The following is a 14,309-nucleotide window of genomic DNA, read 5'->3' as shown; positions in this document are numbered from 1 at the left end:
CAATAAGCTCCACTGTCCATGAATGGCTTGATCGAAAACTCAGCCGCGAACCGGCGTCAGCACCGGTTCACCAGCGAAAAACGCCTGCAGGTTGCGCAGCACCAGGGTCACCGTGTCGCGTGCGGCCTCGGGCGACTGGCCGGCCACATGCGGGGTCAAAACAGTGTTGCCAAGTGCCTTGAGGGCATCGGGTACATTGGGTTCGTCGTCGAATACATCGAGTGCCGCGCCAGCGATCCAGCCCTGCTCCAGCGCCTCGAGCAAGGCGGCGCTGTCGACCACACTGGCGCGGGCGATATTGACCAGGTAGCCGTCGGCACCGAGTGCCTTGAGCACATCGGCATTGACCAGATGCTGGGTCGCAGCGCCGCCGGGTGTAGCAATCACGAGGATGTCGACCGCCTCGGCCAGACGCAGCGGGCTGTCGTACCAGGTGTAGGCAAGTTCTTTACGGGGTGTACGGCTGTGGTAACTCACGGGCATGTCGAAGCCCAAGGAGGCACGTTTGGCAATCGCCTGGCCAACAGCGCCTAGGCCGATGATGCCCAGGCGCTTGCCCGACACCGACGGGCTGATCACCCGGTTCCATTCACCACGGCGGGTGCTGGCATCTGCATTGGGGATATTGCGCAACAAGGCCAGCAGCAGGGCTAGGCTGTGATCGGCGACTGCTGCAGCGTTGGCGCCGGCGCCATTGGTGACGGTGATGCCGCGAGCCGCAGCGGCGGCCAGATCGACCTGTTCATAGCCGGCGCCGATCACACAGATGATCTGCAAGTTTGGCAGCGCCTGAATCTCGCTGGCAGTCAGACCAAGTGGGCCGCGGGTGAGCACCGCGTCGATTTCATCGGCATGCTGAGCGATGGCCGCAGCGCGCAGCTGCGCAGTCGGCGCACGGATCAGTCGATAGCCCGCCTGCTCCAGCAGGGGCAAGTAATCGTCGACGGTTTCAACCAGTACCAGGACTGTCTTGCTCATGCACCCTCCGGCTCTATGCGAGGAGGGATTATGCGGGGTCAGGGGCAAGTACAGTCAATCGAAGAATTGCCCTTCAACTGTACTGTACCGGCCCTGATAAAGAGGTGCTTATTGGGCGAAGGCGCGACCCAGACCACCCGGCACACCGCTGCTGTCGGTTTCCTGCCATGGACCTTCCGGGCTCAGCGACCAGCTCCAGCCGCCGTCATAGCGGTAATAGGTGCGCTGACGGTAGAAGGTATTGGGCTTCTTCTCCAGCACATATACGCCCATCTTCGGGTCCCAGTGGCTGGCGCCGCCTGGCGGTGGCGCGAAGCTGGCCGAAGTGCGCGGCATGGCTTTCGGCGCTGCGGTCGGCTTGCTCGGCTGCGCACCCGGCTTGCTACCCGGCAACGGCGTGACCGCCGGCCCTTGGCGCGGCGGTACGCTTTCGACCGGTGGTAGAGGCTGCTGCACTGGCTCGCGCACCGTACACGCAGACAGACCCAGGGCCAGGGTGATCAGGGTCAAGCGGACGGCATGCTTCATGGTGGACTCTCTTATTGGTCAGGGCTGTCGATAGTCAGGTGCTGAGTACCTGGCGCGCGGTTGCTCAATGGCGCGCTCTGGCCAATCCATTCGCCGGAGGTCGGCTGGCCAGCACGAGACACGCGTGCAACCAGTTGGACTTCGGCAAAATCGGACAGTTTCATCTGCGCCATCATGGCATCGGCATCCGACAGTTCGACCTCGATCGGCAGTTGGCCCACCGTCACTCGCTTGGCCGCCAACGGCATCGGCGGGCCGCTTTTGGCGCGGGCGAAGATAAACACCGTGTCGCTTGGCTGAACCTTGCCCTGCAGCGCTGTGGCCAGCTCGACCCGCACCTGCAAACGCGCAGGCTGTTCGGCTGGCGCGGCCGCTTTGTCTGGGGTAGCGCTGAGCTTGTCGGCGGCGCGATCGATACCGCCCTGCAACGCCGCGCGCGAGGCATCACCTTCAGGCAATTGCGCCAGCAGGCGCTGCCAGTAGTCGATGGCCTCTTGATAGCGTTCGCCTTCGAATGCGGCGATGCCGCGCAGGCCGAGGCTGGTGACTTCCTTGGGGTCAGCCTTGAGCGCTTCGTCGGTAAGCGCCTGCAGCTGTACGCTCCACTTTTTATCGGCAGCGAAGTACAGCGCCTGGGCCCACTGCCCGAGCAGCTCTGGCTGGCGACCCGCGAGGGCAACGGCACGCTCGAAGATCTTCGCCGCATCAGCCGGGCGCTGGTCAGCCATGTAGGCACGACCGAGGAAGTACAGGCCTTCAGCTGAATCCGGCTGGGCTTGCACCGCGCGCTCGAGGCGGCTGGTCATCTCGTCCATGGTCTTTGGCGCCTGAGCAAACTCACGGGTCAGCTCGACCTTGTCCGCCGCGCCAAAATGCAGATACAGCCCCACCGCCATCACCGGCACCAGCAACGCTGCCAACAGCGGCACCGCCCGGCCCAGATGACCCTGGCGCGGTTCGCCGGCGCCTTCGGTATCGGCCAGCAGTTCCCGCGCAGCTTCATCGCGGCCGCTGGCCAACTGCTCGGCATTGAGTACGCCTGCCGCCTGCTGCGCGCTCAGTTCGTCGACACGCTCCTGATACAACGCCACGTTCAGGGCGGTACGGTCTTGTTCCTGCTGGCGGCCACGGCCACGCAGGATCGGGATCAGCAGAAAGCCGAGGGCGGCGAGCAACAACAGGCCCGCGCCAAGCCAGAATTCAGTCATGGGTAGCTTCTTTATCCAACAGTTTGGCGAGTCGTTCGCGTTCTTCCACCGACAGCTGCGCGCTGCCGCTTGCCACCGGCTGCCGGCGCCGGCGGACAATCACCGCCAACATGACAATGCCCCCCGCCAGCAGAATTGCCGGGCCGAACCAGAGCAGCCAGGTGCGCCCACTCAAGGCCGGTTTGTAACGGACAAAGTCGCCATAGCGATCGACCATGAAGGCAACGATCTGCTGATTGCTCTGGCCTTCGCCGAGCATACGGAAGATCTCCCGGCGCAGGTCTGCGGCAATCGGCGCATTGGAGTCAGCGATGTCCTGATTCTGACACTTGGGGCAGCGCAGCTCCTTGGTCAGTTGCTGATAGCGCTCGCGCTCGGCGTCGTCACGAAACTGATAGGTGTCGATCGCGGCCTTGGCCACGCTCGCCAGGCTCAGGCCGAGCACGGCTGCTGCCAACCAGCGCTTCATGGCTTGGCCTCATCGACCAGGCCCTGGTACAGCGGCGCCAGCTGCTCGCGCCAGACCGTGGCATCGACGATACCCACGTGCTTATAGCGGATGATGCCCTTGGCGTCGATCAGGAAGGTCTCCGGCGCACCATACACACCAAGGTCCAGACCGAGAGTGCCCTGCTCGTCGCGGATATCCAGCTGATACGGATTGTGGAACTCGGCGAGCCACTGCAACGCCGCAGCGTTATCGTCCTTGTAATTGACGCCATGGATGACCACGCCCTGCTCGGCCAGCTTGTTCAGGTAAGGATGCTCGACCTTGCACGACGGGCACCAGGTGGCCCACACGTTGACCAGCGCCGGCCGGCCGAGCAGATCGGCCTGGGTCAGGTTGCGCTCGCCTTGAGTAGAAGCCAGCGAGAAGGCCGGGAACGGCTTGCCGATCATCGCCGAGGGCAGCTCATCAGGTTTGAGGAACAGCCCTTTGTAGAGAAACACCGCCATCAGCAGAAACACCGCCAACGGCAGGACCATCATCCAACGCTTCATGCAGTTGCTCCAGTCGCGCCGAGGGCTTCACGCACGCGGCTCTTGACCTTGACCCGGTAACGCCGGTCGAAGGCTGCCAGCAATCCGCCCAGGCCGGTCAGCAGACCGCCCAGCCAGATCCAGCGAACATACGGTTTGATGTGCACGCGCACGGCCCAGGCGCCGTTTTCCAGCGGCTCGCCGAGGGCGACATAGAGGTCACGGGTGAAACCGGCATCGATGCCGGCCTCGGTCATCATCGACTGCTGCACGGTGTACAGGCGCTTCTCGGGGTGCAGCACGCTGACCTCGCGACCGTCCTTGGAAACCCGCACGGTGCCACGGTCAGAAATGAAGTTTGGCCCTTCGAAGTGCTTGGCGCCTTCGAACAGGAAGTGATAGCCGCCAAGCTCCACCGTCTCACCCGGCGCCATGCGCAGGTCACGCTCGGCGCTGTTGTTGCTCGACAGCACTACGCCCAGGGCGCAAACGGCCAGGCCCAGATGCGCGATCTGCATGCCCCAATAACTGCGTGACAGGCTGCGAACACCTTTACCCAAGCCCTTGTGGCGGGTCTTGTCGAAGATATCGCGCAGGCCGGCGAGGACTACCCACGCCGCCAGGGCGAAGGTCGCCAGTGCCGGCCAGTCGAAGTCATCGGCAATCAACCCGGCAATCGGCGCCAGGACCGCGCTGCCAATCAATACCGGGGTAAGCATGCCCGCCAGCCACTTGCCTGGCGTGTCCTTCCAGCGCACCAGCACGCCAATCCCGAGCACCACCATCAGCAATGCCATCAACGGCAGGAACAGCGCATCGAAGTAAGGCGGGCCGACCGACAGCTTGGCCCCGGTCAGGGAATCGAGCACCAGCGGGTACAGCGTACCCAGTAGAATCATCGATGCCGCCACCACCAGCACCAGGTTATTGGCCAGCAGCAGGGTTTCCCGCGACCACAGGGCAAAGCCGACCTGGCTTTTCACCACCGGTGCGCGCAGGGCGAACAGGGTCAGCGAGCCTCCCACTACGAACAGCAGGAAGATCAGGATGAATACGCCGCGCTCCGGGTCGGCGGCAAAGGCATGCACCGAGGTCAGCACGCCGGAGCGCACCAGGAAGGTCCCCAGCAGGCTCAACGAGAATGCGGCGATCGCCAGCAATACCGTCCAGCTCTTGAACACGCCACGTTTTTCCGTGACGGCCAGCGAGTGGATCAGCGCTGTGCCCACCAGCCAGGGCATGAACGAGGCGTTCTCGACCGGGTCCCAGAACCACCAGCCGCCCCAGCCAAGTTCGTAGTACGCCCACCACGAGCCCAGGGTGATACCGACCCCAAGGAACGCCCAGGCAACGATGGTCCATGGCCGCGACCAGCGCGCCCAGGCCGCATCCAGGCGGCCACCGAGCAAGGCAGCGATAGCGAAGGCGAAAGCAACCGAGAAGCCGACGTAGCCCATGTACAGCATTGGCGGATGGACGATCAGGCCAAAGTCCTGCAACAGCGGGTTGAGGTCACGGCCGTTGCCCGGCACCTGCGGCAACAGGCGCTGGAACGGGTTGGAGGTGACGATCAGGAAGGACAAGAAGCCCACGCTGATCATGCCCATCACCGCCAGCACGCGGGCGAGCATGACTTGTGGCAACTGGCGCGAGAACACCGACACGGCGAAGGTCCAGCCGCCCAGAATCAACGCCCACAGCAGCAACGAGCCTTCATGCGCGCCCCACACTGCGCTGAACTTGTAGTACCAGGGCAAGGCGGTGTTGGAGTTGCTGGCAACGTACGCGACCGAGAAATTGTCGGTCATGAACGCATGGGTGAGGCAGCCGAAGGCAAACACCAAAAAGGCGAACTGGCCCCACGCGGCAGGTCGCGCCAGGCTCATCCACAGGCTGTCGCCGCGCCAGGCACCGAGCAGTGGCACGCTGGCCTGAACCACGGCAAAACAGATCGCCAGGATCATCGCCAGCTGACCCAGTTCGGGCACTATCAGGGCAGCATTCATGGCTTCTGCTCCGCGCCGTTGGCCGCCTGGCCGCTTTCCTTGAGGGCTTTGGTCACCTCAGGCGGCATGTATTTTTCATCGTGCTTGGCCAGCACTTCATCCGCCACGACCACGCCATCGGCATTGAGCTTGCCCAGGGCAACGATGCCCTGCCCTTCGCGGAACAGGTCCGGCAGGATGCCGCGATAGGTGATCGGCACCGACTTGTTGAAGTCGGTGACCACAAAGCGCACGTCGAGCGAATCAGCCGAGCGCTGCACCGAACCCTTCTCGACCATGCCGCCGGCGCGAATGCGCGTGTCCAACGGCGCTTCGCCGGTGGCGATCTGGGTCGGGGTGTAGAACAGGTTGATGTTCTGCTGCAGGGCACTCAGGGCGAAGCCAACGGCGACGCCGACCCCGACCAGCAAGGCACCGATGAGCAACAGGCGTTTCTTGCGCTGCGGATTCACTGATTGTTCTCCCGGCGCAGACGACGCGCCTCTTCTTGCAAATAGCGACGACGGGCCAGCAGCGGTGCGGCAACATTGAGCGCCAGCACGGCCAGGCAGATGCCATAGGCCGACCATACGTACAGGCCGTGGTGGCCCATGGCGAGAAACTCGCCGAACGAGGCAAAACTCACGATGCGGCCCTCCGCCCCAGGCTGTTCAGCACTTCTTCACGAACCCAACTGGCGCGGGCCTCGCGCTTGAGCACTTCAAGGCGCATGCGCAGCAGCAGCACGGCGCCGAAGAAGCAGTAGAAGCCAAGCCCGGTGAGCAGCAGCGGCAGCCACATTTCGGCGGGCATCGCCGGCTTTTCGGTGAGGGTGAAGGTCGCGCCCTGGTGCAGGGTGTTCCACCACTCCACCGAGTACTTGATGATCGGGATGTTGATCACGCCGACGATCGCCAGCACCGCACAGGCCTTGGCCGAGCTGTCACGATTACTGATCGCCTGGCCCAGCGCAATGATGCCGAAGTACAGAAAAAGCAGGATCAGCATCGACGTTAGGCGCGCATCCCAGACCCACCAGCTGCCCCAGGTCGGCTTGCCCCAGATGGCCCCGGTGACCAGCGCCACGGCGGTCATCCAGGCGCCAATGGGCGCCGCGCACTGCAGGGCAACGTCGGCGATCTTCATCTTCCACACCAGCCCGACCACACCGGCCACGGCCAGCAGCACATAGCAGGACTGCGCGAGCATGGCCGCCGGCACGTGGATATAGATGATGCGGAAGCTGTTGCCCTGCTGGTAGTCCTGCGGCGCAAAGGCCAGGCCCCAGACCATGCCAACCGTCAGCAACAGCACGGCGGCCACCGTCAGCCAGGGCAGCATGCGCCCGCTGATGGCGTAGAACCATTTGGGCGAGCCGAGCTTGTGGAACCACGTCCAGCTTATTTTCATCAGGTACACCCGGTCTTGGCTGGGCCTTGAGCATTCTGCCGTAGGCCCAGATCTCGTTATTCGCCGACGCTGATCTTCAGGCCGGCCGCTATCGCAAAGGGTGCCAAGGTCACAGCCAGGGCAGTCAGGCTGGCCAGCCACAACAGGTGGCCAGTGGCGGGCATATTCTGCAACGCCGCTTGCAAGGCGCCACTGCCCAGGATCAATACTGGGATATACAACGGCAAAATCAGTAGCGCCAGCAACAAACCACCGCGCTTGAGGCCTACGGTCAATGCCGCACCGACTGCACCGAGCAGGCTCAGTACCGGCGTACCCAGCAGTAACGAGGCCAGCAGCACTGGCAGGCAGCTCGCCGGCAGGCCCAGCATCAGCGCCAGCAGCGGCGCCAACAATACCAGCGCCAGCCCGGAAAAGATCCAATGCGCCAGCACCTTGGCCAGTACCAGCAGCGCCAGCGGATGCGGCGACAGCACCCACTGCTCGAGCGAGCCGTCTTCAAAATCGCTGCGAAACAAGCCGTCCAGCGACAGCAGTACCGCAAGCAGCGCGGCCACCCAGACCAGGCCAGGCGACAAGGTTTGCAACAATTGCGTCTCCGGGCCGACCGCCAGGGGGAACAACGCCACCACAATGGCAAAAAACACCAACGGGTTGGCCAGTTCAGCCGGGCGGCGGAACAGCAGGCGCGCTTCCCGGCGCAACAACAAGACAAATACGCTCATGCGGCCCACTGCCCCACATTCAGCTCACGGTAGCCGGCAGGCTTGAGCGTGAGGCTATGGTGCGTAGTCAGCACCACTGTGCCGCCCGCCTCGCAGTGCGCGGCCAAATGCGCTTCAAGCTGCGCCACGCCCTGTTTGTCGAGGGCGGTGAACGGCTCATCGAGAATCCACAGTGGCGGCCCGGCCAGGTACAACCGCGCCAGCGCTACGCGCCGCTGCTGGCCGGCAGACAGCGTATGGCAGGGTACGTCTTCAAAACCGCGCAGGCCGACTGCGGCCAAGGCCTGCCAGATTGCTTCGACGCTGGCCGGCTGATGCAGCGCGCAGAGCCAGGCGAGGTTTTCTTCAGCCGTGAGCAAATCTTTGATCCCCGCCGCATGACCGATCCACAGCAGGATGCTGGCCAGCGCCTGCGGCTGTTCGGCCAACGGCTGGCCATTGAGCTGGATCTGCCCGGCGGTAGGCTGCATCAGCCCGGCCAGCAGCCGCAGCAGGCTGGTCTTGCCGCTGCCATTGGGGCCGCTGATCTGCAGCATGTCGCCTGGGCCCAGCTGAAAATCCAGGTGTTCAAACAGCAGGCGCCAGTCGCGCTCGCACGCCAGGCCGGTGGCTCGAAGGTCAAGGGTCACGGTACCGCCTTATTCTGTGTGGAGCCTGAGTCTCAAGTCGCCCCCTGGCCTGCCGTTATACTGACAGTGGTGGGCGACGTGGCCGGCATTATTACACGCGCCGGCGCGCTGCCAAGAGGGCTGCTTCGACAGGTTGTATACAATCATGACTGAAATCAATAGTCTCGGCGCACAAAGCGCAATCGCCCCGCAGGCAGCCAAGGCGGCCATGACCGGCGAACTGCTGCGCCTGCTGCAACCGCAGCCCGGGCTGATCGCGCCCGGCGAGACGGCCAAGGCCGAGGTCATGTCGCTGCGCCAGCTTGGCGTCGACTTCCAGTTGCTGCTGCGCCTGACTGCCGCCAACGGTATCCAGACCCAGGTCCAGACCACTGCCAGCCAGCCCTTGGCGCCGGGCAGCCAGCTGCTGCTGAGTCAGGCCGACAGCAATCGCCTGGCAGTCATGGTGCAGCAGGCCAACGCCAACAATGTCACCACCCTCACCCGCCTTGATACCAGCCAGGTGCCGATCGGTACCCTGCTGCAGGGCAAGGTTCTGAGCAACCAGGCATTGCCAGGCAACCCCGGTGAAACTGCCAGTTTTCGCGCGTTGGTCAGCCTGCTCAACAGCAGCCAGGCCGGCGCCACCCTGAGTATCGACAGCCCGCGCCCGTTGCCGGTGGGCAGCCTGCTCAGCGCGTTGGTGCAGGGCGACCAGTCACTGCGCTTCGTGCCGTTGAGTGGGCGTCAGGATCAGCTGCTGATCAGCCAGCAACTGGCCAACCAGCAAGCTCGGCAAGCTTCGCTGCCCGGTGTGCTCAGCGCGCTGCAGCAACTCGCCAGCGATCCCGACACGGGCAGCCAACTGCGCGCCAGCGCCGAGCGCCTGCTCGCCAGCCTGCCGGATGCCCGCCAGCTCAGCGACCCCAAAGGCGTGGCGCAGGCGCTGAGCAACAGTGGTGGTTTTCTTGAGGCGAAGCTGTTGGCCGGTGTGCCTGCGGGTATCGCCCCAGACCTCAAAGCGCAGTTGATCAGGCTGATTGCGCAGGCGCTGCCGAACACCGCCAACCCCATGAGCAATCCCACCGTGGCTGCCAACACCTTGGCGCAGGTCATGCCCGGCTTCGCCCGCAGTGCACTGGGCATGCTTGATCGGGTCAGCCCACGGCCGCAACCGGGCAGTTTCCCGCTACCGTCACGGTTGCTGCAGAGCCTGGAGCAGGAAGGCGATCTGGAGCAACTGCTGCGCCTGGCTGCGGCTGCCGTCTCGCGTTTGCAGAGCCACGCCCTGAGCAGCCTGCAACAGACCGGCGTGAGCGAAAACGGCAACCTGCAGACCACCTGGCAGGCCGAGATCCCGATCCGCCACGGCCAGGAGTTCATCCCCTTGCAGGCCAAGCTGCAGCGCGAAGAAACCCCGCAGCAGCAGGCTGACGGCCAGCGTGAGCAACGCGATCCGCTCGAGTCGTTGTGGCGGATCGAACTGGCCTTCGACCTGCCGCCGCTGGGGCCGCTGCAGGTGCAGGCGCAGCTCAGCCAGGGCCGCTTGTCTGGGCAACTATGGGCAGAGCTGCCGCAGACTGCGCAATTGATCGACAGCCAGCTGGCCAGTCTGCGCACACGCCTGCTTGACCGCGGCCTCGAAGTCGGCGATCTGCACTGCCACGCCGGCACGCCGCCGCAAGGCCCGAAAACACGTGTCGAGCAACGCTGGGTGGATGAAACCGCATGAGTGACAAGCAACCACGCCAGGCCATTGCCTTGAGCTATGACGGCCAACAGGCACCGACCTTGAGCGCAAAAGGCGACGATGAGCTGGCTGAGGCGATCCTGGCGATTGCCCGCGAGCACGAGGTGCCGATCTACGAGAACGCCGAACTTGTGCGCCTGCTGGCACGCCTGGAACTGGGCGAGCAGATCCCCGAGGCGCTGTACCTGACCATCGCCGAGATCATTGCCTTTGCCTGGCAGTTGCGCGGCAAGGTCCCGGTCGGCTTTGCCGAAGCTGACCCGACACCGCGCGACATCACCCCGGCCAGCGCCCTGCTGGCACCGCCGCGCAACGTCGATTGAGCGCAACTACGGGCCGCCTGCACAGACATAGTTAACGCTTGCCGAGTGCCGCGCTCAGTCACCTTCGTGCCTCAGTCAACCGAGGCCAGCATCATGCCCATTCCCAATCTCGTACCAGACGGCATCCAGTACGTCCGCGATCATCTCGCCACCCTGCCACGCCCCGATCGCGCCGCAGGCGTCGAACTCGACCAGTGGCTCAAAGGCAAAGGGATTGAATATCCCGCTGATCAGCTCGATGTAGTGACGCTGCATTATCAACTCGGCGCCGACCATGGCTGGACCGGCATAGTTGCGCACGAGCTCAGCCTGACCGAGGCCCTGCTCAGCAATTACCAGGCATCCAGCAACAACGCCATCCCCCACCTGCTTGAAGAACAGCAGCCAATGGGCTCGGAGCGGATCATCCGGCTGGTTGACAGCCTGCGCCGCCCCGAACAGCCGGGCGAGATCAACTACTACGTGTTCAATGGGATCTTTCGTCGTACGCAACCGCAAACCTATGAATACGCAACATACATCCCGGTGGCCTTCGAGGACTTGCAGGACTTCGTCTGGAACCTCGACTTTCACACGCGCTACACCGCGTCACTGCAAAGCTTCTGGAATGAACAGTTAGACCCCTACAGCCAATGCCTCAAGCTGAACTTCATTGCCGCGTGCAACAAACAGGCAGCCGAAGGCAGCCTGAGCGAGCAAGCGGTCAAACTCGCCTGGCAAGCGGCAGGCCTGGAGACCTCCACCACCGCGGTCCAGGCTCGAATCCTCAACGTCTACGGTTATCCTGCTACCGATCTGGTCTGTTTCAAGCGCACGGGCGAGCGCAGGATCCTGCTGTACATTCCTGGCAATGCTTCACCCCTGCACGAATTCGCTTCCCACGGTGAGCTGCAGGACTGGATTGCCGTGCAGTGCCAGGACCCGGCCAGACGCCAGGCACTGCAGGCGCACTTCAATCAGGCCGACACCCCGGACGGGCTCAGCTTCAGTGGCCTGAGCACTGCGCTCGAGGGCCTGGGCGTCTACCCCAAGGTGCTGCACCTTGATTCCAATCGGCCCGGGTTCACCACCGATGGCACCTGGTCGCCGCGCGACTACGTCAACTACAAAGGCCGCACCTACAGCCCGCGCCTGGAAGGACCACTGTTTGCCGCCCTGGCGGAGCGCTACCAGCAGCGCAGCTACCACGATGCCGACTTCCTGATCAGAAGTGACAGCGAAGTGAGCAAGGCGCGCTGGCGTGGTTATCTCGACTCGACCCTGACCTATCTTGCTCCTTTGGCGCTGGCCGTCCCTCAGCTGTGGCCACTGTTCGCGGTTGGCGGGATTGCCCAGTTCGGTCTGGGCCTGGACCAGGCGATAAAGGGCAAGTCGCTGCAAGAGCAGGCCGAGGGGGTCAGCGCTGCTGAGTTTGGCCTGCTCAACGCGCTGCCGCTGGTGCAGGAGCTGGCCAGCGACAAATCGCTGCTGTTTGCCTTCAAGCGTGATCGCTTCGTCAGGCCCAGCCGCATCAACGAGCAGTGGGGCTATCCGCTCAGCCCGATCGATCCACCGCGCTTGCCCGCCGAGGATGCCAGCGAGTTCTTCCGCGCCAGCGACAGCGTCGCGCCACTGGCAGAAGCTGATGCGAACGTAGCCGGCGCGGTGATCAGGGTGCCCAACTACGATGGCTCGCCCGACACCCTGCAGGCATCACTGGGCGGCTACCCGATCTCGGTGCTGTATGACGTCGAACAGGATGCGTTCATCAGCAGCAACGACCTCAATGAAGTCGAGCCCAGCTACTACATCGCTCCCGCTCGCGGGCATGATCTGGTTCGGGTGGACCCACGTACGCGTCCGGTCAGCGACGCCATGCGCATGCGCAGCATGCGTGCGTTGGGGGTGGACCTGCAGTTACCCATCGACTTGCCGCTGCCGGCAGCAGACACCCTGCAGCCGATCCCCAGGCAGATACTCAGTGTGTGGGTCGGCAACGACCCGATCCCGGCCGAGTTGCTCAGCAACATCGCCCGCAATGCGACCCGGGTCGAACGCAGCGGCTGGGAGTTTCGCCTGTATTTGTCGAATGCCGACAGCGCGGCGTTCAGCGCCAATCAGCTGCAACTCGCTGAACTGGCGCCGAGCCTGCGCGTGCTGCCGCTGGAGCAGCAGCCGTTCTTCGACAGCTTCCGCGCCTCGCCCTCATACCGCCAATATCAAGCTGCGCTGGATGGCAACGGTGGCGTGGCGCGCAACTATGCCTCGGCGGCCGATGTGCTGCGCTATCCGCTGCTCAACCAGGAGGGGGGGCTGTACATGGATGTCGACGACCGCTTGTTTGCCCCGGGTGAGCACCCGGCCGACCAGCAGGCGCCTGGGGCCGAAGCGGTCGAGCCGTTGAACCAGCTCGAACTGGCCACCACGGACGATGGCCTGCTGCTGTCGTCACCGATGTCGAATGAGAAGATGGCCATGGACTGCCAGTACAACAACAGCTTCATCGGCAGCCGTGCGGGCAACCCGACCCTGGAGGCGATCAGTACCGAGATGAATCAACGGTTTCTCGCACGGCCGGATTTCTATGACAGCAGGCCAAGCCTGCAAGAGGACCGGCGCGGGTTCTACAGATACGCCAGTACGTTGTCGCAGATGACCGGGCCTGGGCTGTTGACCACGGTGGTCGATCGGCAATTGCCGGTGATGGCAACGCTGCGCAACGTGAACAATCTATATGGCACAAGGCCGCAGAATTTCTGGAGCCTGCTGGATATGGATCACTACAGAAGTGCCGTGTACCGGTACCTGCCGCTGGACCGGATTGCTGAAACTGGCGGGTTCAATTCCTGGGCGCAGTGATGTTGGGGTGATTACTGGGGCCGCTACGCGGCCCTGGCAATCTATGCCTCAGTCGCTCCGATGCAGCTTGCGCATCAGCTCCGCCTCGGCCTGGGTCAAGCCGCAGGTCTGGGTCAGCTCGCTGACGCTGGCCCCCATACCCACCAGCTTGGCCGCCTGGGAAAAGGTCACATCATTGGGATCGCGCTGCTCCAACTGTTGCAGCTTGTCCGGCAACGGCGCAACCACAGCGCGCAATTCATGGATTGCCTCGCCCATGCGCACGGTGCCGTTCTGGTAATCATCCACGCGCTTGGCCAGTTCCTTGATGCGCTGGTCACGCACGGCATCGCCTTGAGCCTGCTGCGCGGCCAGCTCACGCTGGCGCTTGCTGTAGTTGAGGAAAAACCACAGGCTCAGCGCCCAAAGCAGCGCCAGGAAGATGACAGCAGCTTCGAAAATCAACTCAGATGTTCTCCAGCTCTGACCATTCTTCTTCGGTCATCATCTTGTCCAGCTCGACCAGGATCAACAACTCGCCGTTCTTGTTGCACACGCCCTGGATGAACTTGGCCGACTCTTCGTTACCCACGTTCGGCGCGGTTTCGATTTCCGACTGACGCAGGTAAACCACTTCGGCAACGCTGTCGACCAGAATGCCAACGACTTGCTTGTCGGCTTCGATGATCACCACACGGGTATTGTCGGTGACCTCGGTCGGCACCAGGCCAAAGCGCTGGCGGGTGTCGATTACGGTGACGACGTTGCCGCGCAGGTTGATGATGCCCAACACGTAGCTCGGCGCACCCGGTACTGGCGCGATCTCGGTGTAACGCAGCACTTCCTGCACCTGCATGACGTTGATGCCGTAGGACTCGTTGTCCAGACGGAAGGTAACCCACTGCAGAATCGGATCTTCAGAACCTTGTGCGGACGACTTTTTCATTCCCCTACCCTCAAATGCCGCCAGCGGCGGTGTGCTCGGTGCGGCCTTGG

At 63.5% G+C, this 14,309-nt stretch carries 16 protein-coding genes; 3 read left to right on the top strand and 13 right to left on the bottom strand.

What is annotated here, in order from left to right; all coding sequences use genetic code 11:
• Positions 1-39: 39 nt before the first annotated feature.
• From ACQZ2L_RS17355 to ccmA, 11 genes are all read right to left on the bottom strand, one after another.
• Entirely contained in the window at positions 40-978 is a 939-nt protein-coding gene (locus ACQZ2L_RS17355) for a 2-hydroxyacid dehydrogenase (protein WP_430327117.1), read from the bottom strand.
• Positions 979-1,086: 108 nt separating this feature from the next.
• Positions 1,087-1,506 (bottom strand): hypothetical protein, encoded by a 420-nt coding sequence (locus tag ACQZ2L_RS17350; protein ID WP_430327116.1) that lies wholly within the window; start codon positions 1,504-1,506, stop codon positions 1,087-1,089.
• A gap of 11 nt (positions 1,507-1,517) precedes the next feature.
• Positions 1,518-2,714, bottom strand: a complete 1,197-nt coding sequence (gene ccmI, locus ACQZ2L_RS17345) for a c-type cytochrome biogenesis protein CcmI (protein ID WP_430327115.1) — start codon at positions 2,712-2,714, stop codon at positions 1,518-1,520.
• Complete coding sequence (locus ACQZ2L_RS17340) at positions 2,707-3,183, bottom strand: cytochrome c-type biogenesis protein (RefSeq protein ID WP_430327114.1); 477 nt, start codon at positions 3,181-3,183, stop codon at positions 2,707-2,709. Before ACQZ2L_RS17340 ends, ccmI begins: the two co-directional genes overlap by 8 nt.
• Positions 3,180-3,716 carry a DsbE family thiol:disulfide interchange protein gene (locus tag ACQZ2L_RS17335; RefSeq protein WP_430327113.1) on the bottom strand — a complete coding sequence of 179 codons (537 nt, stop codon included), beginning with the start codon at positions 3,714-3,716 and terminating at the stop codon, positions 3,180-3,182. The genes ACQZ2L_RS17340 and ACQZ2L_RS17335 overlap by 4 nt, the downstream gene beginning before the upstream one ends.
• Entirely contained in the window at positions 3,713-5,686 is a 1,974-nt protein-coding gene (locus ACQZ2L_RS17330) for a heme lyase CcmF/NrfE family subunit (protein WP_430327152.1), read from the bottom strand. Before ACQZ2L_RS17330 ends, ACQZ2L_RS17335 begins: the two co-directional genes overlap by 4 nt.
• Positions 5,687-5,697: 11 nt before the next feature.
• Positions 5,698-6,153 (bottom strand): cytochrome c maturation protein CcmE, encoded by a 456-nt coding sequence (gene ccmE, locus ACQZ2L_RS17325; RefSeq protein WP_430327112.1) that lies wholly within the window; start codon positions 6,151-6,153, stop codon positions 5,698-5,700.
• Entirely contained in the window at positions 6,150-6,326 is a 177-nt protein-coding gene (ccmD, locus tag ACQZ2L_RS17320) for a heme exporter protein CcmD (RefSeq protein WP_430327111.1), read from the bottom strand. The genes ccmE and ccmD overlap by 4 nt, the downstream gene beginning before the upstream one ends.
• Positions 6,323-7,090, bottom strand: coding sequence for a heme ABC transporter permease (locus tag ACQZ2L_RS17315; protein WP_101317917.1), 768 nt, complete (start codon positions 7,088-7,090; stop codon positions 6,323-6,325). Before ACQZ2L_RS17315 ends, ccmD begins: the two co-directional genes overlap by 4 nt.
• A gap of 56 nt (positions 7,091-7,146) precedes the next feature.
• Positions 7,147-7,815: a heme exporter protein CcmB gene (ccmB, locus tag ACQZ2L_RS17310; protein ID WP_101322971.1), complete on the bottom strand. Its 669-nt coding sequence runs from the start codon at positions 7,813-7,815 to the stop codon at positions 7,147-7,149.
• A complete protein-coding gene (ccmA, locus tag ACQZ2L_RS17305) occupies positions 7,812-8,444 on the bottom strand; it encodes a cytochrome c biogenesis heme-transporting ATPase CcmA (RefSeq protein ID WP_101317915.1) in 633 nt (210 codons plus the stop codon). The genes ccmB and ccmA overlap by 4 nt, the downstream gene beginning before the upstream one ends.
• Before the next feature lie 145 nt (positions 8,445-8,589).
• Between ccmA and ACQZ2L_RS17300 the strand changes: the two genes are divergently transcribed.
• The 3 genes from ACQZ2L_RS17300 to ACQZ2L_RS17290 all read left to right on the top strand — a co-directional run bounded on the left by ACQZ2L_RS17300 (position 8,590) and on the right by ACQZ2L_RS17290 (position 13,334).
• Positions 8,590-10,155 carry a flagellar hook-length control protein FliK gene (locus ACQZ2L_RS17300; RefSeq protein ID WP_430327110.1) on the top strand — a complete coding sequence of 522 codons (1,566 nt, stop codon included), beginning with the start codon at positions 8,590-8,592 and terminating at the stop codon, positions 10,153-10,155.
• Positions 10,152-10,496 (top strand): EscU/YscU/HrcU family type III secretion system export apparatus switch protein, encoded by a 345-nt coding sequence (locus ACQZ2L_RS17295; RefSeq protein WP_430327109.1) that lies wholly within the window; start codon positions 10,152-10,154, stop codon positions 10,494-10,496. The genes ACQZ2L_RS17300 and ACQZ2L_RS17295 overlap by 4 nt, the downstream gene beginning before the upstream one ends.
• Positions 10,497-10,589: 93 nt before the next feature.
• Positions 10,590-13,334: a dermonecrotic toxin domain-containing protein gene (locus ACQZ2L_RS17290; protein WP_430327108.1), complete on the top strand. Its 2,745-nt coding sequence runs from the start codon at positions 10,590-10,592 to the stop codon at positions 13,332-13,334.
• Between the two features lie 48 nt (positions 13,335-13,382).
• Here the strand turns inward: ACQZ2L_RS17290 and ACQZ2L_RS17285 are convergent, their stop codons facing one another.
• Both ACQZ2L_RS17285 and ACQZ2L_RS17280 read right to left on the bottom strand, forming a co-directional pair.
• A complete protein-coding gene (locus ACQZ2L_RS17285; RefSeq protein WP_430327107.1) occupies positions 13,383-13,778 on the bottom strand; it encodes a DUF2802 domain-containing protein in 396 nt (131 codons plus the stop codon).
• Between the two features lies 1 nt (position 13,779).
• A complete protein-coding gene (locus ACQZ2L_RS17280) occupies positions 13,780-14,259 on the bottom strand; it encodes a chemotaxis protein CheW (RefSeq protein WP_101317903.1) in 480 nt (159 codons plus the stop codon).
• Positions 14,260-14,309: the final 50 nt, after the last annotated feature.

It is taken from the genome of Pseudomonas shirazensis (assembly GCF_050496565.1).
Classification (GTDB): domain Bacteria; phylum Pseudomonadota; class Gammaproteobacteria; order Pseudomonadales; family Pseudomonadaceae; genus Aquipseudomonas; species Aquipseudomonas shirazensis_A.
This window is presented reverse-complemented; position numbering and strand designations above follow the sequence as displayed.